Origin of the sequence: Streptosporangium sp. NPDC023615, from assembly GCF_040640155.1 — a bacterium.
Classification (GTDB): Bacteria; Actinomycetota; Actinomycetes; order Streptosporangiales; family Streptosporangiaceae; genus Streptosporangium.
This window is the reverse complement of sequence record NZ_JBFABE010000065.1, coordinates 17608-40326: the sequence shown is the minus strand read 5'-3', so window position 1 is coordinate 40326 and position 22719 is coordinate 17608. Positions and strand designations below refer to the sequence as shown.

General features: G+C 72.3%; 21 protein-coding genes and 1 tRNA gene. 9 read left to right on the top strand and 13 right to left on the bottom strand.

Annotated elements, in window-relative coordinates; all coding sequences use genetic code 11:
• Window positions 1–256: 256 nt before the first annotated feature.
• The 3 genes from AB0G16_RS31445 to AB0G16_RS31435 all read left to right on the top strand — a co-directional run bounded on the left by AB0G16_RS31445 (window position 257) and on the right by AB0G16_RS31435 (window position 3065).
• Entirely contained in the window at window positions 257–1366 is a 1110-nt protein-coding gene (locus tag AB0G16_RS31445) for an alanine racemase (protein ID WP_362813185.1), read from the top strand.
• A gap of 70 nt (window positions 1367–1436) precedes the next feature.
• Window positions 1437–1823 carry a Rid family detoxifying hydrolase gene (locus tag AB0G16_RS31440; RefSeq protein WP_362813182.1) on the top strand — a complete coding sequence of 129 codons (387 nt, stop codon included), beginning with the start codon at window positions 1437–1439 and terminating at the stop codon, window positions 1821–1823.
• Window positions 1824–1853: 30 nt separating this feature from the next.
• On the top strand, window positions 1854–3065 hold the full coding sequence (locus AB0G16_RS31435; RefSeq protein ID WP_362813179.1) for a hypothetical protein: 1212 nt from the start codon (window positions 1854–1856) through the stop codon (window positions 3063–3065).
• 74 nt (window positions 3066–3139) lie between these two features.
• On the opposite strand, the gene AB0G16_RS31430 is transcribed toward AB0G16_RS31435, so the two are convergent.
• Window positions 3140–3310: a hypothetical protein gene (locus AB0G16_RS31430; protein WP_362813177.1), complete on the bottom strand. Its 171-nt coding sequence runs from the start codon at window positions 3308–3310 to the stop codon at window positions 3140–3142.
• Window positions 3311–3354: 44 nt separating this feature from the next.
• Between AB0G16_RS31430 and AB0G16_RS31425 the strand changes: the two genes are divergently transcribed.
• Entirely contained in the window at window positions 3355–3618 is a 264-nt protein-coding gene (locus tag AB0G16_RS31425) for a hypothetical protein (protein WP_362813174.1), read from the top strand.
• Between the two features lie 24 nt (window positions 3619–3642).
• Here AB0G16_RS31425 and AB0G16_RS31420 read toward each other — a convergent pair whose 3' ends face one another.
• Window positions 3643–4263 carry a LysE family translocator gene (locus tag AB0G16_RS31420; RefSeq protein WP_362813170.1) on the bottom strand — a complete coding sequence of 207 codons (621 nt, stop codon included), beginning with the start codon at window positions 4261–4263 and terminating at the stop codon, window positions 3643–3645.
• Window positions 4264–4414: 151 nt separating this feature from the next.
• Between AB0G16_RS31420 and AB0G16_RS31415 the strand changes: the two genes are divergently transcribed.
• Complete coding sequence (locus AB0G16_RS31415) at window positions 4415–7249, top strand: AAA family ATPase (RefSeq protein ID WP_362813167.1); 2835 nt, start codon at window positions 4415–4417, stop codon at window positions 7247–7249.
• A 69-nt stretch (window positions 7250–7318) separates the two neighbouring features.
• Here the strand turns inward: AB0G16_RS31415 and AB0G16_RS31410 are convergent, their stop codons facing one another.
• Window positions 7319–7708: a response regulator gene (locus tag AB0G16_RS31410; protein WP_362813164.1), complete on the bottom strand. Its 390-nt coding sequence runs from the start codon at window positions 7706–7708 to the stop codon at window positions 7319–7321.
• 649 nt (window positions 7709–8357) lie between these two features.
• On the opposite strand from AB0G16_RS31410, the gene AB0G16_RS31405 reads away from it, so the two are divergent.
• On the top strand, window positions 8358–9536 hold the full coding sequence (locus AB0G16_RS31405; protein ID WP_362813161.1) for a Cmx/CmrA family chloramphenicol efflux MFS transporter: 1179 nt from the start codon (window positions 8358–8360) through the stop codon (window positions 9534–9536).
• 167 nt (window positions 9537–9703) lie between these two features.
• Here the strand turns inward: AB0G16_RS31405 and AB0G16_RS31400 are convergent, their stop codons facing one another.
• The gene (locus tag AB0G16_RS31400) at window positions 9704–10804 is read right to left on the bottom strand and encodes a serine hydrolase domain-containing protein (protein WP_362813159.1); all 1101 of its coding nucleotides are present in this window, start codon (window positions 10802–10804) and stop codon (window positions 9704–9706) included.
• A gap of 239 nt (window positions 10805–11043) precedes the next feature.
• Window positions 11044–11793: a hypothetical protein gene (locus AB0G16_RS31395; RefSeq protein ID WP_362813199.1), complete on the bottom strand. Its 750-nt coding sequence runs from the start codon at window positions 11791–11793 to the stop codon at window positions 11044–11046.
• Between AB0G16_RS31395 and AB0G16_RS31390 the strand changes: the two genes are divergently transcribed.
• Window positions 11723–12472: a C40 family peptidase gene (locus AB0G16_RS31390; RefSeq protein ID WP_362813156.1), complete on the top strand. Its 750-nt coding sequence runs from the start codon at window positions 11723–11725 to the stop codon at window positions 12470–12472. The two genes, AB0G16_RS31395 and AB0G16_RS31390, sit on opposite strands and share 71 nt — an antisense overlap.
• A 326-nt stretch (window positions 12473–12798) precedes the next feature.
• Here the strand turns inward: AB0G16_RS31390 and tnpB are convergent, their stop codons facing one another.
• Window positions 12799–14196, bottom strand: a complete 1398-nt coding sequence (tnpB, locus tag AB0G16_RS31385; protein ID WP_362813153.1) for an IS607 family element RNA-guided endonuclease TnpB — start codon at window positions 14194–14196, stop codon at window positions 12799–12801.
• Window positions 14193–14783 carry an IS607 family transposase gene (locus AB0G16_RS31380; RefSeq protein WP_362813150.1) on the bottom strand — a complete coding sequence of 197 codons (591 nt, stop codon included), beginning with the start codon at window positions 14781–14783 and terminating at the stop codon, window positions 14193–14195. The genes tnpB and AB0G16_RS31380 overlap by 4 nt, the downstream gene beginning before the upstream one ends.
• Window positions 14784–14858: 75 nt before the next feature.
• On the opposite strand from AB0G16_RS31380, the gene AB0G16_RS31375 reads away from it, so the two are divergent.
• Window positions 14859–14930 (top strand) — tRNA-Arg (locus AB0G16_RS31375).
• Window positions 14931–15610: 680 nt separating this feature from the next.
• Here AB0G16_RS31375 and AB0G16_RS31370 read toward each other — a convergent pair.
• Window positions 15611–16288 (bottom strand): pentapeptide repeat-containing protein, encoded by a 678-nt coding sequence (locus tag AB0G16_RS31370; protein ID WP_362813148.1) that lies wholly within the window; start codon window positions 16286–16288, stop codon window positions 15611–15613.
• 93 nt (window positions 16289–16381) lie between these two features.
• Between AB0G16_RS31370 and AB0G16_RS31365 the strand changes: the two genes are divergently transcribed.
• On the top strand, window positions 16382–17038 hold the full coding sequence (locus AB0G16_RS31365; protein ID WP_362813145.1) for a methyltransferase domain-containing protein: 657 nt from the start codon (window positions 16382–16384) through the stop codon (window positions 17036–17038).
• A 24-nt stretch (window positions 17039–17062) separates the two neighbouring features.
• On the opposite strand, the gene AB0G16_RS31360 is transcribed toward AB0G16_RS31365, so the two are convergent.
• The 5 genes from AB0G16_RS31360 to AB0G16_RS31340 all read right to left on the bottom strand — a co-directional run bounded on the left by AB0G16_RS31360 (window position 17063) and on the right by AB0G16_RS31340 (window position 22547).
• Complete coding sequence (locus tag AB0G16_RS31360; RefSeq protein ID WP_362813142.1) at window positions 17063–17788, bottom strand: hypothetical protein; 726 nt, start codon at window positions 17786–17788, stop codon at window positions 17063–17065.
• Complete coding sequence (locus AB0G16_RS31355) at window positions 17781–18356, bottom strand: RNA polymerase sigma factor (RefSeq protein WP_362813139.1); 576 nt, start codon at window positions 18354–18356, stop codon at window positions 17781–17783. Before AB0G16_RS31355 ends, AB0G16_RS31360 begins: the two co-directional genes overlap by 8 nt.
• 336 nt (window positions 18357–18692) lie before the next feature.
• A complete protein-coding gene (locus tag AB0G16_RS31350) occupies window positions 18693–19262 on the bottom strand; it encodes a dihydrofolate reductase family protein (RefSeq protein WP_362813136.1) in 570 nt (189 codons plus the stop codon).
• Between the two features lie 221 nt (window positions 19263–19483).
• Window positions 19484–20890 (bottom strand): cellulase family glycosylhydrolase, encoded by a 1407-nt coding sequence (locus AB0G16_RS31345; RefSeq protein ID WP_362813133.1) that lies wholly within the window; start codon window positions 20888–20890, stop codon window positions 19484–19486.
• 493 nt (window positions 20891–21383) lie between these two features.
• Window positions 21384–22547 (bottom strand): geranylgeranyl reductase family protein, encoded by a 1164-nt coding sequence (locus AB0G16_RS31340; RefSeq protein WP_362813130.1) that lies wholly within the window; start codon window positions 22545–22547, stop codon window positions 21384–21386.
• Window positions 22548–22719: the final 172 nt, after the last annotated feature.

Genomic DNA, 22719 nt, shown 5'->3' with positions numbered 1-22719 from the left:
GGGCGTCCGTGCGGCGTCCGTGCGGCGTCCGTGCGGCGTCCGTGCGGCGTCCGTGCGGCGTCCGTGCGACGTCCGCGCGACGTCCGCACGGACGGCCCGGCGACGTCCACGGGGCGGTCCGCCGGACCCGTCCCCGCGGGGGGCGCCGTGAGGATAGGGTCCTCAGGGCGGACGAGGGGGACGTGATCTCCCATGCCCGGACAACGACGGCCGGACGGCCGCCGGCCCCGGGGCGAGCAGAGGGAGGAGCGGGCACGTGAAGGGGATCGTGGACCCCGGCAGGGCCGTGGGGGCGTCGCTGTTCGGCGGGGCGTTCACCTTCCCCGTGATGGTGGCCCGCCGCGACGCGCTGGAGCACAACATCGCCACCCTCGCGACCTTCACCCGCGAGTACGGGATGATCTTCGCCCCGCACGCCAAGACCACCATGTCGCCCGAGCTGGTCGCGGCGCAGCTGGAGGCGGGTGCGTGGGGCATGACGGTCGCCACCCCCAGCCAGGCGCTCACCGTGCGCGAGTTCGGCGTCTCCCGGATCGTCCTGGCCAACCAGGTCTTCGACCCGGCCGGCCTCGACGCGCTGGCCGCGGACCTCGCCGGGGACGAGGCGTTCGAGTTCCTCTGCTTCGTCGACTCGACGGCCGGGGTCGAGACACTCTCCCGGCACGCCGGGCCCAGGCCGTTCCGGGTGCTGGCCGAGCTCGGCCACCCGGGCGGGCGGGGCGGCAGCCGCACCCTGGAGCACCTGCTTGAGGTCGCCTCGGCGGCACAGGCGGCCGACGGCGTGGAGCTCGCGGGCGTCGCCGGGTACGAGGGATCGCTGGGCTCGGCCGAGGAGGTCCGGGCCTACCTGCACCGGCTGCTGGAGGCGCTGGAGCACCTGCGGGTCCGCGACCCGATCCTGTCGGTGGGCGGCAGCCAGTGGTTCGACGTGATCGGCCGCGAGCTCGTCACCTGCCAGGCCAGGGTCATGCTGCGCAGCGGCGCCTACGTCTCCCACGACGACGGCTACTACCGCGAGCGCACCCCGTACACCCGGATGGACGGGGAACTGCGCGCCGCCCTGGAGATCTGGGCGCACGTGCTGAGCGTCCCCGAACCCGGCCTGGCCGTGGTCGGGTTCGGCAAGCGGGACGCGCCGTTCGACGAGGGCCTGCCGATCCCGCGCGGGGCCGTCGCCGACGCGACCGTGCTCAAGGTCCAGGACCAGCACACGCTGCTGCGGCTGGCCCCGGGGTCGCCGGTCAGGCCGGGGGACCTGGTGTCGTTCGGCATCTCCCACCCGTGCACCGCCTTCGACAAGTGGCGGGTCATGCCGGTGGTCGACGAGGACCACGTCGTCGTCGGCCTGCTGAACACCTGCTTCTGACCTTCCTGACCTTCCTGACCTTTCCGACCTTTCCGATTTCGTGTCCTTCACCGTTGAGGAGTGTTCCGATATGAGCGCCAAGCAGGAGCTGCGGACCGACGAGGGCGCCGCGCCCGTGGGGGCCTACTCGCAGGGCCTGGTGGTCGGCGACTTCGTCTACACCTCGGGCATGGGGCCGCTGAGCCCCGAGACCGGCGAGGTCGTCGGCGCCGACGTGGCCGAGCAGACCCACCAGGTGATGCGCAACCTCGGCGCGATCCTCGCCGCGCACGGCCTCGGCTTCGACGACGTGATCAAGTCGACCGTGCACCTGCAGCACCTCAAGCGCGACTTCGCCGCCTACAACGAGGCCTACAAGTCGTACTTCACCCGCCCCTACCCGGTGCGCACGACCGTCGGCTCGGACCTGATGGACATCCTCGTCGAGATCGACTTCGTGGCCTACCGGCCGCGTTAGAGTCTGACCGACTTCAGGGAGGGCGGCGGCTTGGACAGCTCGCTATACGTCTATGTCGAGGACGTACGCGGGGAGGGCCTGGAGGCGGTCCTCGACCGGATCACCGGGTACGGGGTGCGGGGGGTGACCGTGGCCGCGGCCTACCACCGCGCCCGCGACGTCACCCCGCACGGCCGTTCCCGGGTGACGGTCCGCGAGGACGGCGCGCACTTCACCCCGCCCGCCGACCTCTTCGGCGAGCTGAGGCTGTCCCCGCCGCCGCAGGAAGGGGCCGCCGACGAGCCGCTGGCCGCGCTCCGCGAGGCCACCGCCGAGCGCGGGCTGGCGCTGCACGGCTGGACCGTCTTCCTGCAGAACACCACGCTCGGCCTGGCCGAGCCCGACGTGACCGTGCGCAACTGCTTCGGCGACCGCGGCTCGCCCGCGGACCTGTGCCCCTCCCACCCCGACGTGCGCCTGTACGCGGTGGCGCTGGGCCGGGCGGTGGCCAGGCTGGGCGTCGACAGCGTGGTGGCCGAGGCGCTGCACTTCGGCACCTTCGGCCACGGCTACCACCACGAGCGCAGCTTCGTCCCGCTCGGGCCGATGGACACGTTCCTGCTCGGCCTGTGCTTCTGCGGTTTCTGCATGCGCCGCGCCACCGACCTGGGCGTCAAGGCCGAGGTGGCGCGGGAGGAGTGCTCCAGGATCGTGGGCGCGGTGCTCGACGGCGCCCCGCCCGCGCAGGGCGAGGTGACCCGCGCGGCGCTGACCGCGTACGCGGGCCCCGAGGCGGTCGCCTACGCGCGGGCCCGCTCGGAGACGGTGACCTCGCTGGTCTCCGACGTCTCCACCGCGGTCACCGCGGAGGGCTCACGGCTCGTCTTCCTGGACGCCACCGGCTCGGTCAAGGGGTACGGCGACGGCCTGCCCTCCTCCGGGCTCGCGGCGCACGACTCCTGGCAGCTCGGCGTGGACCTGGTCGCCCTGGGCGACCTGGTGCCCTCGCTCGGCGTGCTCGCCTACGCCCGCGACGCGGGCAGGGTGGCCGAGGACGTGGTCGCCTACCGCCGCTCGACCGGTAAGGACAGGGAACTGCGGGTCGTGCTGCGCCCCGGCCTCCCCGACACCGACTCGGCCGGCCGCCTCGCCGCCAAGGTCCGCGCCGTGCGGGCGGCGGGCGCCGACGCGGTCGACTTCTACGCGTACGGCCTGCTGCCCTACCCGATCCTGGACCGCATCCCGGGCGCCCTCTCCGCCTGACCCGGCCCCGCCCCGGCGCCCCCGGCGAAGGCCGAGGACCGCGGACGTGCCTCAGCGCGGGGGACGGGAGCGGGTCACAGCCGCACGGCCGTGCGGACCAGCCCGGCGAGGGCGGGGGAGCGGCTGTGCGCGGGCCAGGCGATGTGGGTGACGACGGGCCGCGCGTCGGTCAGGGACAGGGCCGGGCGGGCGGCGGTGGTGGCGGTGGCCGCGTCGAGGGCCGCGCGGCCCTCGTGCAGCAGCACCTCCGACCAGGCAGGCGGACCCGGACATCGAGATCGGCCCGATCATGGCGGCCTGCGCGCCGCCGAAGACGTTCCTCAACGCCGTCACCGTGCAGTACGCCCGGCGGTTCGCCGGTACGAACATCCTGATCGACGCCGCCTGCCCGGGCCTGGTCGCCACCGACTTCACCGACTTCACCGACTTCACCGGCTTTCAGGCGCCCCGCACCCCCGAACAGGGCGCGGCCACGGCGATCCGGCTCGCCACGCTGCCCGACGGCGGCCCGACCGGTTCGTTCTTCGAGGACGACGGCGTCATCCCCTGGTGATCGTTCGGAATTCTCCGGGACCATTCAGACGGAACGGCCGGAGAGCGCGGTCGCGAGGCCCAGACCCAGGTAGACGACCCCGCTGAGGTTGCCGATCAGGGCGGATCGGGTCCTCAGCCGCCTGCCGAGGGCGTCCGCCGTCAGGGCGTAGGCCAGGTCCGAGAGCACCCCGAGCAGCAGCAGGGTCCCGCCCAGGACGGCGATCTGCAGCGGCACCGCGCCCGCCTGGGGGTCCACGAACTGCGGAAGGAAGGCCAGGAAGAAGAGGATCACCTTGGGATTGAGCAGGTTGACCACGACACCCTCCAGGAAGACCGACCGCAGCGGCTGCGGCGGGGCCTCCCGGGCCGTGAGCTCCTGCCTGCTGGTCAGCGCCCGGACGCCCAGGTAGACCAGGTACGCCACACCGGCCCACTTGATCACGTTGAACAGGGTGGCGGACCGCGCGATCACGTACGACAGACCCGCCGCCGCGGCGGCGATGTGCACCAGCGTGCCGACCTCGACGCCGAACGCGCTGGCCACGCCCGCGGCGCGGCCCTGCGAGACGGCGCGGGTGATGATGTAGATGTGGTTCGGGCCCGGCACCAGGACCAGGGCCAGGGACGCCACCGCGAAGACGATGAGCGTGGACGGGGAGACCATGCCCCCGACCCTAGGGCCGGTGGGCGAGTGAGGTCAGGACCAATGCGCGGATGCCACGGCGGACCAATCGGCCCGCCGGTGCTCGTCGATGCCTGCCGGTGCCCGCCGGTGCCCGCCGGGGGTGTCGGAGCCGCGTGCCATACTCGCCGACGTGGGGTGGCAGAGCACGCAGGGTGCGCAGGGCACGCGAAGCGCGTTGATCGGAAGGTCGGCGGAGCTGCGTCGGCTGACCGAGGTGCTCGACGCCGCCGCCGCGGGGCGGGCCGGAGTCGCCCTGCTGGGCGGTGACGCGGGCATCGGCAAGACCAGAATGATCACGGAGCTGGCCGGGCGGGCGGCCTCCGCCGGGTTCGCCGTGCTCATCGGGCAGTGTGCCGAGCTCGGTGACGCCCTGCCGTACCTCCCGCTCGCCGACGCCCTGCGCTCCGCGCGCGGGGAGCTCCGCGCGGCGCTCGACGCGCGGCCGGTCCTGGGCAGGCTGCTGCCCGGCGGCACCGACCCGGGCAGGGAGAGCACCTCGGGCCTGACCCAGCAGCAGCTCTTCGGCTCGGTGCTCGGCTTCCTGTCCGCGCACCCCGTGCTGCTGGTCCTGGAGGACCTGCACTGGGCCGACCAGTCCACCCGTGACCTGCTGGTCTTCCTCAGCCGGATGCTGCAGACCGAGCGCGTCTGCCTCGTCGGCACCTACCGCACCGACGACCTTCACCGCAGGCATCCGCTGCGCCGGGTCCTCGCCGAGCTCAACCGCCTGCCCTCGGTGACCTCGGTGGAGCTGGCGCCCCTCGACCGCCACGAGATGACCGACTACCTGGCCGCGCTCGGCGGCACCGACCCCCGCGTGATGGGGGAGGTCGTCGACCGCGCCGAGGGCAACCCGTTCTACGCCGAGGAACTGCTGGAGGCCGCCTCGGACGGCTCCCTGATGACCGAGGGCCTGGCCGGGCTGCTGCTCTCCCGTGCCGAGCTGCTCTCCGACCCCGCGCAGCGGGTGCTCCGCGGCGCGGCCGTCGCGGGCCGCCGGGCCGACCACGACCTGCTCCAGCGGGCCTCCGGCCTGGACGACCTGGCCTTCGAGGAGGCCATGCGGGAGATCGTCTCGCGCGGCCTGCTCCGCCCCGACGGGGACTACGGCTACGCCTTCCGGCACGCGCTCCTGCAGGAGGCCGTCTACAACGACCTGCTGCCCGGTGAGCGGACCAGGATGCACGGCGAGTTCGCCGGCCTGCTGACCGCCCGGGGAGGTTCCGCGGCCGAGCTCGCCCACCACTACCTGGCCGGGCACGACCTGCCCGAGGCGCTGGCCGCGTCCGTGGAGGCCGGGCGCCGGGCCGAGCGGCTGGGCGCCCCCGCCGAGGCGCACCGCCACTTCGACCGGGCGCTCGGCCTGTGGGACCGGGTGCCGGACGCCGAGCACAGGGCCGGGCTCGACCACGTGAGCCTGGCGGTCCGCAGCGCCACCGCGGCGGCCGACAGCGGGGACAACCACCGGGCGGCCTCGCAGTTGCGGCGGCTCCCGCCCTCCGCGGAGATCAACGAGCGGCTGTCGTACATCCTCATCGACCTCGACGACCTGGAAGGGGCGATCGCCACCGCGCACGCCGCCGTCGAGACGGCCCCGGAGGGAGCCCCGCTCGCCAGGGCGCTCGCCACCTACGCCCGCTCGCTCCAGTGGAGCGAGCGGCACGACGAGGTCGAGCCCATGGCCGCCCGTGCCCTGGAGGTGGCCCGCGCGAGCGGCGCCGCCGACGCCGAGACCAGCGCGCTGATCACGCTCGCCGCGGTGGCCGCGCTCGCCGACGACATCCCCCGGGCCAAGGAACTGCTCGCCTGCGCCACCGCGGAGAGCTCCGGCAACCTCGCCGTCGACCTGCGCGCCATCTTCAACCAGGCCCGCCTCCAGTACGAGAACGGCGACCTCGCCGAGGCCGCGGTCACCGCCGACCGGGGCCTGCGGCTGTCCCACGAGACCGGGCTCAACTGGAGCACCTTCGGCACCGATCTGCGCTTCCTGCGGCTGCTGATCCACTATGTCGCCGGGGAGTGGGAGGCGGCCGAGAAGGTCGCCTCGGAGTTCGCCGTCCGCGTCGGCACCCCGGCCGAGGCGCTCCTGTCGTCCTTCGCGCTCTTCGTCGAGGTCGCCAGGGGCCTGCCCGTCGTCGAGGAGCGCCTCTCCTGGCTGGAGCCCTTCTGGCCGGACGAACCCCTGGTGAACGCCATGGCCCGCGGCCTGGCCGCCGAGCACGCCCTGTGGCACGGTGAGGCCGAGACCGCCCTCGAACACGCCCGCGCGGCGCTCGACTGCCTTCCCGGCAACGACCCCGCCGCGATCCGGCTCAGCAGCACCGCCCTGTGGGCCCTGGCGGACCTGGGACGTCCCGCCGAGGCCGACGCCTTCCTGGAACGAGCCCGGACGCCCGCGGCCGTCGGCCCCGGATCGGTCCGCCGGGGCCCGCTCGGCCCCGAGGGCCTGGCCTGGCTCGCCCGGGCCGAGGCCGAACGGCACCGCGCGCACGGCCGGCTCGACGTCGCGGCGTGGCGTGAGGTGGTCGAGGCGTTCGACTTCGGGTTCGTCTACGAGGTCGCGCGCTCGCGCCGGCGGCTGGCCGAGGCGCTGCTCGCCGCCGGGGACCGCGCCGGGGCGCAGAAGGAGTGGGAGCTCGCGGTCGAGGCCGCCGGGTCCCTGCACGCGGAGCCGCTCGCCTCCGCCCTGGCGGAACTGGGCCGCAGGGCGCGCTTCTCCTCCGCGCGACCGTCCGTGACCACCGGGGAACAGGCCCACGCCTCCGGCGGCCCGTCGCCGCTCACCGTCCGGGAGCGGGAGGTGCTCGCCCTCGTGGCGCAGGGCCTGTCCAACCGTGAGATCGGCGAGAGGCTGTTCATCTCGCAGAAGACGGTCAGCGTGCACGTCTCCAACATCCTGGCCAAGCTGGGCGTCTCCTCCCGCACCCAGGCCGCGGCCGTGGCCCACAGGGACGACCTGCTCTGACCGACCTGCTCTGACCGATCGGCACGAAGGGCGTCCCGGCGCGGAGGGCGTTCCAGGGGGACGCCGTGGTCAGGCGCCGCTCCGACCGTCGCGCGCGGTCCGCGCCGTCGAGGCCAGCTCCCGTACGACCTGGATCAGCTCGGCCGGATCGAAGGGTTTCGTGAGGTAGGCGTCGACCCCGATCCCGAGGCCTCGCCGCTTGTCGTCCTCCTGCGCCCGCGCGGTGATCAGGACCACCTTGATGTGACCGGTGCCCGCGCCGTTCCGCAGCCTGGTGGCGGTCATCCAGCCGTCCAGCCTGGGCATCATGACGTCCAGCGTGATGACGTCGGGCATCACGTCCAGCACCCGATCCAGGCAGTCCTGCCCGTCGGAGGCCGTGTCGACCTGGAACCCCTCCAGGGTCAGGTTGACCGCGATGAGCTGCCGGATGACGTCGTCGTCATCCACTACCAACACCCTGCCCAGAACCTCTCCCACGGGCGTGAGGCTAACCTCTCGACCGCCTCTCCGCGCGGGTTTCCGCGGATGTCCGCGTCCCCGTGTCACAGGCGGCGGGGGCCGGCCCGTGGCCCGCGCCCGTGGCTCGTGCCCGTGCCCGTGCCCGTGCTCGTGCTCGTGCCCGTGCCCGTGCCCGTGCTCGTGCCCGTGCCCGTGCCCGTGCCCGTGCCCGTGCTCGTGCCCGTGGCCCGTGGCCCGTGGCCCGTGGCCCGTGGTCCGTGGTCCGTGGTCCGTGCCCGTGAGCCTTGGCCGCGTCCGTGGCCGGACGATTGGACATGCCGGGCTCGGGATTGCTAGCTTGCGCTCATGTCCGGCCCCGAGGCGTCAAGACTCTAGCCACCGGTCGTCCGGTGGCCGCCCACGTCGTCGCGTTGAAGCCCCGTGGCCGATGAGGCCGCGGTCCTCGCCGTACGCGACCACTGCCACCGGATCACCGTAGAGCGGGCCATGTCCGACCTGGACCGTGCGTCACCCCCGTGACGCCGGCGGGTTCCTCCGCGCGCGGGCCGCGCCCCCGGCCGAACGGCCGTTCCTCCGGCGTCGACACGGGTGTCGCCGCGGCCTGCCGCCTCCTTACCGATCCACGATGTGATCGCGGAGTCTTGTCATGCCTTTCGTCGTCCACCTGCTCGGACTGGCGGTCTTCGCCCAGGGAACGTCCGAGTTCATGCTGTCCGGCCTCGTGCCGGGCATCGCACGGGACATGCGGGTGTCCATTCCGACCGCCGGACTCCTGACCTCGGCGTTCGCGGTGGGGATGGTCGTAGGTGCGCCGCTGATGGCGATCCTGAGCCTGCGCTGGTCGCGGCGGCGCTCGCTGCTGACCTTCCTGATCGTCTTCCTGCTCGTCCATGTCCTCGGCGCGGTCACCACGAGCTTCGGGGTGTTGCTGGCCACGCGGGTCGCCGGGGCGCTGGCAGGCGCCGGCTTCCTGGCCGTGGCCCTGGCGACCGCGGCCGGTATGGTCGCGCCGCACGCCAAGGGCCGCGCCACCTCCGTCCTGCTGGGCGGCATCACCATCGCCTGCGTCGTGGGCGTTCCCGCAGGTGCGCTGCTCGGTCAACTGTGGGGATGGCGCTCAGCGTTCTGGGCGGTGGCCGTCCTGTCGGTGCCGGCCGTCGTCGCGATCCTGCGGGCGGTCCCGGCCGGCGGTTCCGGATCGGCCCGCCCGAGCGTGCGCGGGGAACTGGGCGCGCTGCGCGATCGGCGGCTTCTGGTGACCCTGCTCCTGGGAGCCCTCGTGAACGGCGGGACGTTCTGCACGTTCACCTACCTCGCGCCGCTGGTCACCGGCGTCAGCGGGATCGAGTCGGCGTGGGTGCCCGCCGTGCTGGCGCTCTTCGGCCTGGGTTCGTTCCTCGGTGTCACCGTCGGCGGCCGCATCGCCGACACGCGGCCCGTCCCGTTCCTGGTGGCCGGCGGGGTGGCGCTGCTCATCGGCTGGGTGCTGTTCGCGATGATCGCCGAGAACCCGGTGGCGGCGATCGTGCTCGTCTTCGTCCAGGGGACCCTGGCGTTCGCCGTCGGGTCGGTGTTGATCTCGCGGGCGCTCTACGCGGCGACCGGGGCGCCGACCCTGGCCGGCGGGTTCGCCACGGCCGCGTTCAACGTGGGCGCCGCGATCGGTCCCTGGCTCGGCGGGATCCCCATCGGCGCGGGACTCGGCCACCGCTCGCCACTGTGGGTCAGCGCGCTGCTGGTGGCCCTCGCGCTCCTCGCCGCCGGCGGGGCCGAGATGGTCCGGCGCGGGACGGCAGACCCTCACGAGGACCCTGCCATGACATAGATCATGCGGCCCCGGAGCTCGCGAACGCTTCCGGAGTCCGCGAACGTTCCCGGAGTCCGTGAACGCTCCTGGGGCCCGCGAGCGGCTCCGGGGCCCGCGAACGCTTCCGGTCAGCTGCGGAGACGCCCGTGAGAGGGCCGGACAACGTCCTGCGCGGTCTCCTCGGCCTACGCGGTCCCCCCGGCATCTCCGGCCGTGCGGTCTCCGTCGATGTCATCCCTCTTCCCGGTCGCCCCGGTGCCTCCGGTGCCCCCGGTTCCTCCGGCCCGTTCGGTCGTCTCGGCCTCGCCCGCCTCCTTGGTGAGCCGGGCGAGCAGGATGAAACCGGGGCGGTCCACCGAGATCGCGGTCGCGGACATGACGACGACGCCGGTACCGGCCGCCCGGTCGATCCCCAGCCACGTACGGAACCCGCCGGTGCCGCCGTTGTGCCAGGTGACGAAACGGCCGTCCTTTTCGAGGACGACCCACGCGGCGCCGATGCGCACCGCCCGTCCGGCGAAGGTCGTCACGGGATCGAGGGCGGCGATGCCGGGGGCGGTGCCGTCGAGCAGGGCGGCGGTCAGCGCGGCCATGTCCTCGATCGACGCCCGGATGCCGCCCGCGGGGCCGATCGCCTCTCCCGTCCACGGCTGCTGCTCCCGGCCCGACCTGCTCCTGCCGATGATCGCGTCGGGTCGCAGCTCGCCGGGGGCCGAGGGCGTGTAGAACACGCCGAGTCCCAGCGGCTTGGCGACCCGTTCGCGCACGAGATCCCGGTAGCTCGTTCCGGCCGCGCGTGCGACCGCGTGGCCGAGCAGCTCGAAACCGAGATTGGAGTATCGGGCGCGGGGGCTCCCGACCTGCACCCCCCTGGCCTGGTCGAGGAGTTCGTCGAGGTCCTCGCCGTAGGGGTTCGTACCGTGCATCCACAGCGAGAAGGTCCGCCGCCAGGGCGAGGCGGACGCGGGCAGCCTCGGCAGCCCCGAACGGTGCGTGCTGAGCGATGCCAGCGTCACGTTCGCCGCGGGGGCGTCTCCCAGGGGAAGTACGTCGCCGAGGGTCGACTCCGGGCCGATCTCTCCGCGGGCGAGCGCGTCGGCGTAGAGCAGGCCGGTGACGCCCTTGGAGATGGAGCCGATCTCGAAGTCCGCGCCGAGGGGCGCGCCCAGGCTCGTCACGGTCGTTCCTCGGGGGGAGACGGTGGCGGCGGCCACCACCGGGTGGCGATCACCGACCGCCTCGCGAAGCTTCGCCGCGAGCCTCTCGTCGCCGTACGGGCCCGTCATGATCCGGCGCCGGGCAGAGGGCGGTCGACGGCTCCGTGGGCGACGAGCGCGGACCCGTCTTCGGCCGGGAAGGCCCCGGCGCGGGACACGCCGTCGCGCACCACGGCGTGGACCCCTGGCCTCCCCGCCCGCTCCGATGTCCGTCGAGGCGGCCTCGCCACCGCCGAGCCACCCTGGAAGGCGCCGTTCGTCGCAGCTCGTGAGGGTGTCACCGTTCTCCTGTCGTCCATTCGTCAACCCTAGTTGACATTTCGGTCCGGCGGCAACCGGGCCTGCAGAACCTGGCGCGAACGCTCTCGCCGGAGGCCCTTCGAGGTGGAGCGGGGTGGGTCGAGCGGGTTTTCCACAGAACCGTATTCGGCTTCTTGGGGATCACCCCTTCCCGCGCATTCTGGGGCCTCGATCTTCATCGAGCTCAGGAGGGCGTGCGTGATCACGAAACTCGCCACCGTCACCATCCTCTCGGCGATCCTCACGGGGAGCCCACAGATTCCCGTGCCCCACCTCCCCGCGGCCGTCTGCGACGTCTGGATCCGCCTGCTGTCACCGCTCCTGCGGGCCGCCCCGCCGGGCGTCGTCCCGCCTTCCCGGGAGACGTACGCCGTCTTCGTCGCCGCCTGTGGGACCGCGTCTCCGACATCTCCGGCGTCTCCACCGTCTTTCTCGTCGCCTGTCCCTCCGGCCAAGGACGGAGACCGGCCATCACCCCTTCCGTGGACGGATACAGGGCGGCCAATGATCGTCCCGGATCCGGAAGGCCGGTGGCCGACGGAGCCTCCGGTCGGGAACGACCGCTCGACGGACCCCATGATGGAGAACGACCGCTCGACGGAGTCCGCGATCATGGGCGGGTGGCCGATGGAAGTCATGCCCGAGAACGATCGGCCGACAGGGTCCACGGCCGCGAACGGACAGACGATGGAATCTGCGGCGGAGAATGACCGGCCGGCAGGATCTACGGCCGCGAACGGACAGCCGATGGGGTCCATGGCCGCGAATGGGCGGCCGATGGGATCCACGGCCGCGAACACGTGGCCGGGAGAAGACTCGTCCCCGGATGCCCCGCCGACGCCCCCCGCGCTCCCCGGTGGGCCGTCATGGGTCCCACGGAGTGGAAAGGAGACACTCCCCGGCACACGGGAGATGCCGCCCGGTGGGTCGATGCCCTCACCGAACGGGAAGTCGTCGCCCCGGCCGAAGGGGGAACCGTCCGCCGCCCGGCGGCAGGCACCCCCGAAACGAAAGTGGCCGTCTTCGCGGACACGCGTCCTTCCCACCCGAGGAGAGATCGCGGCCGCCGCGGCGCTCCGCCAGCTCGGCAGACCGTACGTCTGGGGAGGCGGTTCGAGCGTGGGCCCGACCGGTGGAGGCTTCGACTGCTCGGGGCTCGCCCTGCACGCCTGGTCCAAGGCGGGGGCCCGGCTCGCCCACTACACCGGCACCCAGTTCAGGCAGGGCCGGAAGGTTCCCCTCTCCAGGCTCCGCCCGGGTGACCTGGTCTTCTTCGGGGGAGGTGTCAAGGATCCCACCCACGTGGGCGTCTACCTCAAGGACGGAATCATGATCCATGCCCCCAAGCGCGGTGACGTCGTCAGGGCCGTCGACTTCACCGCCTCGCCCTACTACCGCTCCCGCTATCGGGGCGCCGTCCGCCCCTCCCCGAACTGACCAGCCGTTCTTTCGGGACATGTCCGCCCCGTACGAGGCGATCATCGCTCACTCCGCCGCGTACCTCGAAGTGATCACGGCTCATCCTGCCGCACCCCGAGGAATGTCACCCCCCTCGGCCCTGTACCACCGAAGCGGCCGCAAAACGTCTCACTCCGTCACTCGCTTCCGCAACGATCACAGCCTGCTCCGTCGCGTGTTCTTGGGACGACTGCATGCCCTTACCGAGCCGTCCCGACCGCCCCAGCGCCGGTCGGCCACCCCCATGGATCCGGCGATCCGCTGCTCCAAGGCGGCCTCGGGTCCCCGTGGAGATCACCTGTTCCCTATGTGAGTGTCGGTTCCGTTGCCTGTGAGGGTGTTTTGGTAAGCACTCCGTCAGGCAGCTTCCGGCTTGCGCCGGAGCGTTCCCCGTTTTCGGGGTTCCCGTTTCGCCGGTGCGTGCCCGGCACGGGTGCCGGGTCTACCGCTCCTCCACGGGCGTTTAGCGTCTCCTCGCGACTCTGGGCGACGTCGGCCGCGAGCGCGGCCAGGTTGAGCGCGGCGTTGTGGTCCCTGTCCAGGACCAGGCCGCACTCGGTGCAGGTGTAGGTGCGTTCGGACAGGGCGAGCTTGGCTCTCACCGCGCCGCAACCCGAACAGGTCTTACTGGAGGCAAACCACCGGTCGGCGACGATGAGCCTGCCACCGTGCCAAATGGTTTTGTAGGTGAGCTGGCGTCGCACCTCGGCCATACCGACATCGGCGACAGCGCGAGCCAGCCTGCGATTGGCGAGCATCCCGGACACATTCAGATCTTCGACCACGACGGTGCCCCAGGTGGCCGCCAGGCGGCTGGTGAGCTTGTGCAGGCCGTCGCGCCGCTGGTTGGCGACGCGGGCGTGTGATTTGCCCAGTGCCGCTTTCGTCTTGGCCCAGCGGGCGGAGGCCTCTCGCCGGCCGCCGTCGGGAGTGCGTGGCCCGGTTCGGCGTGCGAGCTGCTTGTTCAACCTGCGAAGACGCTTCAACGCCGAGCGGTGATGCCTGGGGTTGGCGATGACCTCGCCGGTGGACAGCACCGCGAGGACCTTGACGCCGAGATCCACCCCGACCACGGCGTCCGGTCCGGTCGGGGCGCGTTCGGTGCGGTCGATCTCGCAGGTGAACGCGACGAACCAGCGGCCCCCTTCCCGCCGGACGGTGGCCGAGAGGATCCGGCCGGTGCCGTGCTCCATATGGCGGGCGAGTTTGCGGGTGGACTCGCACGTGCGGATGGTGCCCAGCCGGGGCAGCGTCACGTGGCGGCGGTCGGCCTCGACGCGGATGACGCCGGTGGTGAACCGGCACGAGAGAGCGGCGCGGTGCTTGGACTTGAACCGGGGAAACCCGATCTTCGGCCCTTTACGGGCGCCTTTACGGGAGGCCGACCAGTTCTTCAGTGCTCGCGCCAAACCGTCCAGGCCGCTGTTGTACGCCTCTTTGGAGTTTTCGGCCCACCACGGCGCGGCGGTGTGCTTGGTGGCGTTCCACGCCCGGCGCAGACCGTACAGCGACCATGCCACCTCGGTCAGCTGTTCATCGGGCACGCCGTAGGACTTCTCCGCCTCCCGCTGGGACAAGGCGGTCTTGACCAACGCCAGGCCCCAGTTGAACGCGAACCGGGCCGCGCCGCAGTGCGAGGCGAGCGCCGCCGCCTGTTCAGCGGTGGGGTCGAGGGCGTAGCGATAGGCCTGTGTCACCTTCACGGGGCGCTCTCGTCCTCGGCGTCCTCGGTGGCGGCGGCCACCGCAAGCCGCGCCCGGTTCGCCGCAGTACGGCGGCCGTACAGGCGAGCGCACAGCGAGGTGAGGATCTCCGTCACGTCCCGCACCAGGTCATCGTCGACCTCGGCGGGGTCGGCCACGATCAGGCGGCGGCCTTGGGCGGACAGGGCCGCCGCGACGTACTCGGTGCCGAAGCGGGCGAACCGGTCGCGATGTTCGACCACGATTGTGCTCACCTGCGGGTCGGCGAGCAGCGCCAGGAACTTCTTGCGGCGGCCGTTGAGGGCGGAGCCGACCTCGGTCACGACCCGGTCCACGCTCATGCCGCGCCCGGTCGCCCACGCGGTCACCCGGGCGACCTGGCCGTCCAGATCGGCCTTCTGCTCGGCCGAGGAGACACAGGCGTACACCACTGTGATTCCGCCGTGCTCGGCGACGGGGTCGATGTCTCCGACCAGGATCAGCCGCCCGACCTTGCGAGCGGGCACAGGCAGGGTCCCTTCCCGATACCACCGGTAAGCGGTGATCGGGTGGACACCCTGAGCCTTGGCCCACTCTTTTAAGTTCACCCATGCATACTAACGCGTATTCAACCTCTAGCTGTCGTCAACCCCTCAGGATGCTGGTAATGTAATCACGCGTTGGCCCCCTTAGCTCAGGGGATAGAGCACCGGCCTCCGGAGCCGGGAGCGCAAGTTCGAATCTTGCAGGGGGCACCGACAAAGACCAGCTCACACATATGTGTGAGCTGGTCTTTCGTGTCTCCGGCATGGGAGCGGTCACGCCGTTTTTGCGACATCGTCCGACGCCCGGTGACGGACTCTGCGGACAGGACATGGGCAGAGATCACGAACAGGGCTTCGGGTGGGAGGCGGCTACTGCCACTGCCCGGCCGGGAGCGCACCACCGGGTGGACGCCGTCATGGAGTCCACGATCTTCGCGGCCGCGGAACAGCTCGATCACCGACCCGTGTCGGCTCCACCGGCCTGCCGTGACGATCACAGTCGAACCGGGCGGAAGCGCCACGGGAGGGGCGGGCGGGTTTTGATCATCTGTCGAACATCCCGCCACCACGGCCGCCGAGCGTCCGCACGGCCACTGGCTGGTTTCCGACGCGGTCAGAGCCGGGCTGACCCTGCCCTACGGTCCCGGGAAGGCCGAGGGGCGGGAAGGCCGAGGGTCACGTCAACCGCGTCACGATGCTCAAGCGGCGGACGTACGGCCGGGCCGACCCCGCTCTCCTGCGTAAACGCGTCCTGCCGGTCGGCCGAGGAGGGTCAGCTCACGGGATTCACGCCAGAGCCAGAGCCGGAGTCCGAGCGTCGTCGGCAGCCGGCTCAGGACCGGGAACCGCGCAGGGTGCCCGGCCGGGGTCCGAAGCCGTCCCGAGCACGCTCAATCCTCGATGGTGATGCCCATCGCCCCCGCCAGGCCGTAGACCAGCCCCTGGGCGTCCCGGCTCGTGATGGTCGCACCTTTGAGGCTGGTGACGCCGTTGATCCTCAGCAGGGCGCAGTCGGTGAACCGCGCACCTTCCATCCGGGCGTTGGAGAACTGCGCTCCCGTCAGCTCGCACCGCTCGAAGCGCGTACCTCGAAGGTCGGCGTTCTGGAAGTTGGCCTCCAGCATGGTGCAGTCGCGGAAGACGACGTTCTTGAAGGTGGAGAAGCGGAAACCCGCCAGGTCCATACGGCAGGCGTCGAACACCACGTCCCGGAACACGCATTCCGACCAGGACATACCGGTCAGTCTGCTGTCTGACACCCGGGTCCGCTGCATCACCGAGGTCCCGGCCGCCAGGTTCGACAGGTCGCACCGCTCCATCTCCACGTCGGAGAAACCTGCCCGCCGCATCTTCATGCCGGAGAGCCTCGCGTCGGTGAAGCGGCACGCCTCGAAGTCGAACGCGTCCGCTCGGAGGGACGCCATGTCCGTGCCTGTGAACTCCAGGGACCGGTACATGCCGTCGTCCTCAAGGGCGGGAGGCCCGGCGGGGATGAGCGGTGTGGGCAGCTTGGGCGCGAGTGGTTCCTTCGGCTTGGGCGGGCGGGCGGATGAGGCGCGGGAGGGCATGAGCAGAGCGTAATCCCGGCAGCGGGGGAGGGGCGTGGCCAGGCGGTGATCGCAGACGCGGCGTTGTCGGTGGCGGTTGCGAGGATCGTCGCCATGACCGAACTCACATCCGCGATCATCGACTACTGGGATGCCGCTGCCCGCGCCTTCGACGACGAGCCCGACCACGGCTTGCGCGCCGAGCACACACGTGCCGCCTGGGATCGCCTGCTGAGAGCCTGGACGCCCGCAGAGCCGGCCGACATCCTGGACGTCGGTTGCGGCACAGGCTCACTGTCCGAGCTGCTGGCCGCGGCCGGGCATCGGGTGACCGGTGTGGACCTGGCACCGCGGATGATCGAGCAGGCCCGGACCAAGCTTGCGGACGCCGGGCTCGCCGGGCGTTTCCTGATCGGCGACGCCGCCGTTCCGCCCACCGGCGTCGAACGGTTCGACATGCTGCTGTGCCGGCACCTGGTGTGGACCCTGCCTGATCCCCGTGCGGCGCTGTGCGAGTGGGTCGCCCGGCTTCGCCCGAACGGCCGGCTGGTGCTGGTCGAGGGCCGTTGGGGGGAGACCGGACAGGCCGGACCGTCCTATGTGACGGGAGCCGAAACGCTGCCGTGGGGCGGCGGCGTCACCGCCGTTGACCTGGCCTCCGCGGTACGGCCGCTCGTCACCGACCTGCGTATCGAACCGCTCGACGACGATCCCGACCTGTGGGGCGGCCCGGTGAGCGACGAACGCTACGCGCTCGTCGCTCATGTCTAGCTGTACTCGGCCAGAAGGCGGCTCCTAACGGGAGGCGTCGTAAACGGCGACCGACCACGGCTGGGAACGTTTGCCGATCCGGCCGACGATCGCGTCCGCGGTGTTCGTGTTCAGCCTGTACTTACCGTCGCACAGCGTTTTCCGGCAGCTGAACGCCTCCCGGGCCGACAGAACCGGCGCGTCCGGAGGGAAGACCCAGAACGTGACCGTGTGGGTGCGGCCCGCCCAGCCGGATTCATGGCTCTTGTCGTCGAAACGGTTGCGTGTGCCGTCGGGACCGCAGATACCGGTCGCCTCGCTCAAGCCGTTCTTCCAGGGTTCGGAGGCCAGGACGAAGGAGCCCGGCGCGGAGCAGCGCAGCACGATCGCGGTCCCGGTGCTGGTGGGGCGGAACCTCAGCGTCACCTTCGTCGCCGTGCTCCGCACCGTCCTGGAGCGAAGGAGCCGGAGTCCCTCGTAGGTGGCCGGAGGCTTGACGGAGGGCGTGGACGGGACGGACGTGGGCGGGGCGATCGGGGGCGGGGTCGTCGGACCGCCGGTGATGACGACCGCGGCGAAGGCCACGACGGCCGTCGCCACGGCGCAGGCCAGTGCCCAGGTCCACCGGGACGTCGTTCCAGCGTTGCGGCGGCGGCGACCGGCCGACCGGCGCTCCTCGGCGGCCAGCCGGGCACGCGCGCGGGCCACCACCTGGGGCGAGGGGGGCGGTTCGTCCGGAACGGCCCGCCCCAGCAGGGTGATCTCATCCATCGTGGACCTCCTTCAGAGGGTTCGCGTCGCCCAGGGCCTCGCGCAACTGCCTGCGCGCCCGGTTCAGGCGGGACGCGACGGTCCCGTACGGGATGCCGAGAGCGGCGGCCACCTCCGCGTGGCTGAGGCCGCCGAGACCGAGGAGGAGGACGACGTCGCGGTCACGCTTGGCGAGACCGGCCAGTGCCCCCGCGAGCCTGGCCGTCACCTGCCGCGCGGCCAGCCTGGCCGTCACCGGACCTTCGGGCCCCTCCTGGTCGTCGGCCACCTCGGCCCGGCTGAGCGCCTTCCAGCGGCGTACCTCGTTCCGGCGGTGCCCTGACAGAAGGTTGGTGGCGATCCCGTACAGCCATGGGCGGATCTCGCCTCGGGCGGGGTCGAAGCGGTCGCGGTCGCGGAAGGCGATGAGGAAGGTGTCGGCCGCGAGGTCGTCGGCGGTCTGGGTGTCCAGCCGCCGGGCGATGTAGCGATGGATCTCGGCGAAGTGAGCGTCGAAGACCCGGCTGAAATCCTCGTGCGGCGACCACTCGCCGATCCCGGCCTGCGGGCCGGGATCAGGATGAGCCATCACGTGTGTTCCTTTGCTCGGGAAGGATGACACACCTTGTTGTCCACGAGCGCGGAACGCTTTCACGCGAGACGCCGGACGCTTTCACGCCGGATGCCTTCGCACGGGACGCCGGACGTCTTCACGCCGGATGTCTTCGCGCGGGACACTGGACGTCTTCGCGCGGGAGGCGGGACGTCTTCGCGCGGACCCGGATGGCCTTCACGCGGGACGCCGCGTCGTACCTGCTCCACGGCCGCGCGTGGACATGGCCGCGCCTGGGCGGCCCGCCGCGGACGTACGGTGCCGAGGGCCGGCCGGCCGTGGCCGTGTCCCCGGCCGGTCGGGGCAGAAGGGCTATCTCAGGACCCGGTAGCGCAGGTGGGTGGCGTGGTGGGACTCGATCACCTCGGTGCGCTCCAGCCGGATCTGACCGCCGAGGTGCTCGAACAGCCGGGTGCCGCCGTCGAGGAGCACCGGGGCGACGTGGAGGAACAACTCGTCGACCAGCCCGGCCGCCAGCGCCTGCTGGATGATGCCGGCGCCGCCCATGATGTGTACCGGTTTGTCCCCCGCGGCCTCGGTCGCCCGCTTGACGGCGTCCTCGACGCCCCCGGTGACGAACGTGAACGTGGTCTCGCCCTTCACGACCACGTCGTGCGGGCGGTGGGTGACCACGAACACCGGCAGCCGGTAGAAGCCGCCTTCGTCGTCCCAGCCTCCGGTGTCGTCGTACACCCTCCGGCTGGTGACGACCGATCCGGCGAGCCGGCGCTCCTCACCGACGGCGAGGTCCATGCTCCGGTTCTCGTCGGTCCAGGCGTGCAGGGCGTCGCCGCCCTCGCCCAGGCCGGGGTACCGGTCGAGGTTCGGGCCGGTGACGAAGCCGTCCAGTGACATCGAGATGTTCGCTTCCACGATGGCCATCGCAGCTCTCCTCCAGATCGGCGGGGCGCGGCCGTCGCGTTCGCGGTCGCGTCCCGGTACGTACGCGTCGGGGTCGCCTGTATCGACGTCGATCGGCACTACCCGTTTTTTGCGCCTGTCGACCGACGCGTGTGCCGTGTCCGCCCCGACGGCGGGCCTGGACGCGCGGTGGCGTGCCGCCCGCCTGCGGTGCGGGGGCACGCCACGGAGAGACGAGAGGGTCAGACCACCTGGCAGGAGCCTCCGTTGAGGGAGAAGGAGGCGGGCTCGGTGGTGTTGCCGGTGTGCGTGGCCTGGAAGCCGATGGTGACGGAGCCGCCCGGCGAGAGGGTGCCGTTCCAGCCGACGTCGGTGGCCGTGACCTGGGAGCCGGTCGCCGCGTACGACGCGTTCCAGCCGTTGGTGAGGGTCTGGCCGGAGGGCAGGGTGAACGTCAGCCGCCAGCCGTTGATCGCCGAGGCGCCGGTGTTGGTGATGGTGACGCTGGTGGTGAACCCGCTGTTCCAGGCGTTCATCGCGTACGCGACCCGGCAGGCGCCCGGAGGGGTCGGGGTGGGCGTCGGAGTCGGGGTCGGGGTGGGAGTCGGGGTGGGCGTGGGAGTCGGGGTCGGGGTGGGCGTGGGCGTGGGCGTGGAGCCGCCGTAGACGGCGGCCTCCTTGGCCGTGGTCCTGATGCCGTTGACGCCGTTGAAGATCCGCTCGCCCCAGGTGGTGAGCCGGGCGGGGTCGAAGTCGAGTGCCATGTCCAGGATCGGATCGGTGTTGCCGCTCCAGGACCAGCCGAGGTAGCCGAGGTCGCGCGAAACCGCCTCGGCCAGCAGCGTCTCGTGGTCCACCTCACCGGCGTTGAACCGCCAGCCGAACTCGCCGATGACCAGCGGCCATCCGTTGGCCTCGAACCGGTCGAGGTAGCCGGTGATCGCGGCGGCGCTGTTGTACACGGCGTACATGTGGATGGACAGGACGGTGTTGTGCTGGCTGTCGGCGTCCAGGACCGTCTGCGCGTTGTCCCGCATGACGTTCTGCCAGTCCTGGCCCCAGTTCGGCGCGTCGACCATCAGCAGGTGCTGGAAGCCGTTGCTTCGCATCTTCTTGATGGCGGCGGCGGTCGCGCCGGTCCACTGGCCGGCGTCGGTGTTGCCGATCGGCTCGTTGCCGATGTTGATGACGACGTGGTTCTCCTGGCCGACCAGCGCGCTCTTCTGGCTGATCCAGTAGTCGGCCGCCTCGTCGAGCGAGGCGGCCGCGCCCTCCTCGCCGTACCCGGTGGTGTCGTGCACCTCCAGGACGCAGATCAGCCGGTTCTGCTTGCACAGGGAGATCACGTCGGCGACGTCGTCCGACGGACCCCACCGCTTGCCGCTGCCCAGCACCACGCGCACGGTGTTGGCCCCGAGCGCCTTGATGTCGGCGAACGCGGAGGTCCGGCCCGTGTACCAGACGTGCGGATGGTTGACGCCGCGCATGACGAACTTCTGGCCGCCCGCCTCGACGATGTCCGTGCCGCTGATGTGGAGGCCCACGGCCGCGTGCGCCGGTTGGACGGACGTGAGCATGACGGCGCACAGGGCTACGGCCATGGCGACGAGTGCCGCGCCGGCCGCGTGAAGCCGCCGTATGGATCTCATCGGATCTCCTCGCTGGTTTTTGTGACACTCGGCGACGCGCCGACGATCGGGGGGTCACAGGAACGCCTCCAGAATGTAGGCAGCACCGCTGCCCCTGTACAGCCGCGGCCGCGCCGGTCCGCGGGCGGTCACGGGGCCGGGTCCGTTCCGGTGCACGTCGGGGCGATGGTGAGCTGGCCGAATGTTTTCGGAGCACGGCGGGGAGAGCGCCTCGGCGATTCCGCCGCGTCTCGTCAGGCCATGAAAATTCCACGCCGGGCGAATGCCGCGGCACGACGGTGGCGCCGGGGTGTCCGCACAGCGGGTGGGGAGCCGGGTGAGCGTCAAGGCGCCCCCGGCGAGTGAGGTGACGCTCCTCAGACTGCGCGGGTAGGGCCTGTCCGCCGGGGAGGGGACCGGAGGTCCCGGGGCCGCGTAGGCCCGGTGCTCTCGGTGCTCTCGGTGTTCTCGGTGCCTCGAACGCCTTGGGGACGCCCCGGGTGCCTCGGGCGTGTCAGTTCCCGCGGTCGCGGCGGTGCCGGACGCCGTTCAGGGCCCAGCGGCGCAGTACGGCCGCCGCCAGCGGCACCGGGACCGTGCCCGCGCCGAGCCCGACGTCGACCAGCAGGTCGAACACCTCCTTGCGGCGGGCCGCGGTGTCGATCGCCGCGTCGATGAACCCGGGCCGCTGGGAGGCCAGCGCGAGCACGTCGGTGGTGCGCAGGTGCCGCCCGAGAGCCTTGCCCAGACCACGCCGGTAGGCCGGCAGCGGATCGCCGGCCGCCTCCACCGCGGCCTCCCCGGCGAGACGGCCCGAGACGAGCGCGTAGTAGATGCCCTCGCCGGTGAGCGGGTTGATCAGCCCGGCGGCGTCGCCGGCGAGCAGAACCCGTCCCGAACCCGGCCTGGGCCGGCCGGGGGAGAGCGGCAGGTGGTGGGCGCGCAGGTCGCGGGCGCGCAGGTCGGGCAGGAGCTCGGCGAGCCGGCCGTGCAGCACCTCGCGGCCCGGCAGGCCGGTGGCGTGCAGCCGGGGCAGCAGCATCCCGTATCCGATGTTGGCGGTGCCGTCGCCGATCGGGAACGACCACGCGTACGCGGGCCACCCGTCCCGCTGCATGAAGATGGACTGCACGTCGTCGTCGGCGGGGACGTCGGCGTAGCCGCGCACCGCGATCGCGGTGTGCCGGTCGGGTGACGGCGGGACGCCGATGAGGCGCCGGACGGCGGAGTTGGCGCCGTCGGCCGCGACCACGGCGCGGGCGGTGACGGTGCCGTCGAGGACGACGTGGCCGTTCCGGGCGGCCAGCGCGCGCACCTGGTGACGGCGGACCTCCACGCCGCGGGCCCGCGCGGCGTCGACGAGGCGGGCGTCGAAGACCTTGCGGGGGACGACGTGGTTGGGCCGGGCCGAGGTGGCCGAGACGCGCGCGCCGCCGGGGGAGACCACGGCCAGGCGCTGCGTCGGCCGGTAGTCGGCGATCAGGTCGGGCAGGCCCAGCAGGGCGAGCTCGTCGCGTCCGTGCGCGGCGATGCCGTCGCCGCAGGCCTTGTCGCGCGGGAAGTCGGCCCGGTCCAGCAGGAGCACCCGCGCGTCCGGCCGGAGCTGCCTCGCGCGCAGCGCCGCCGCCGCCCCGGCGGGCCCGCCGCCGACCACCACCAGATCCCAGACGTCGTCCACCCCGCTGAGCCTTCCCCGTACGCCCGGCCGGAACCTCTCGCGAGCCCGCGTTCCGCCCGCCGCCCACCGGACGGCACGATCGCCGGGGCCGGACCGCCCCGGACGGCCCGGCCCGCCCCGGGCCGACCCGGGCCGGCCCCAAACCGGGCCGGCCCCGGGCGGGCCCGGGCGG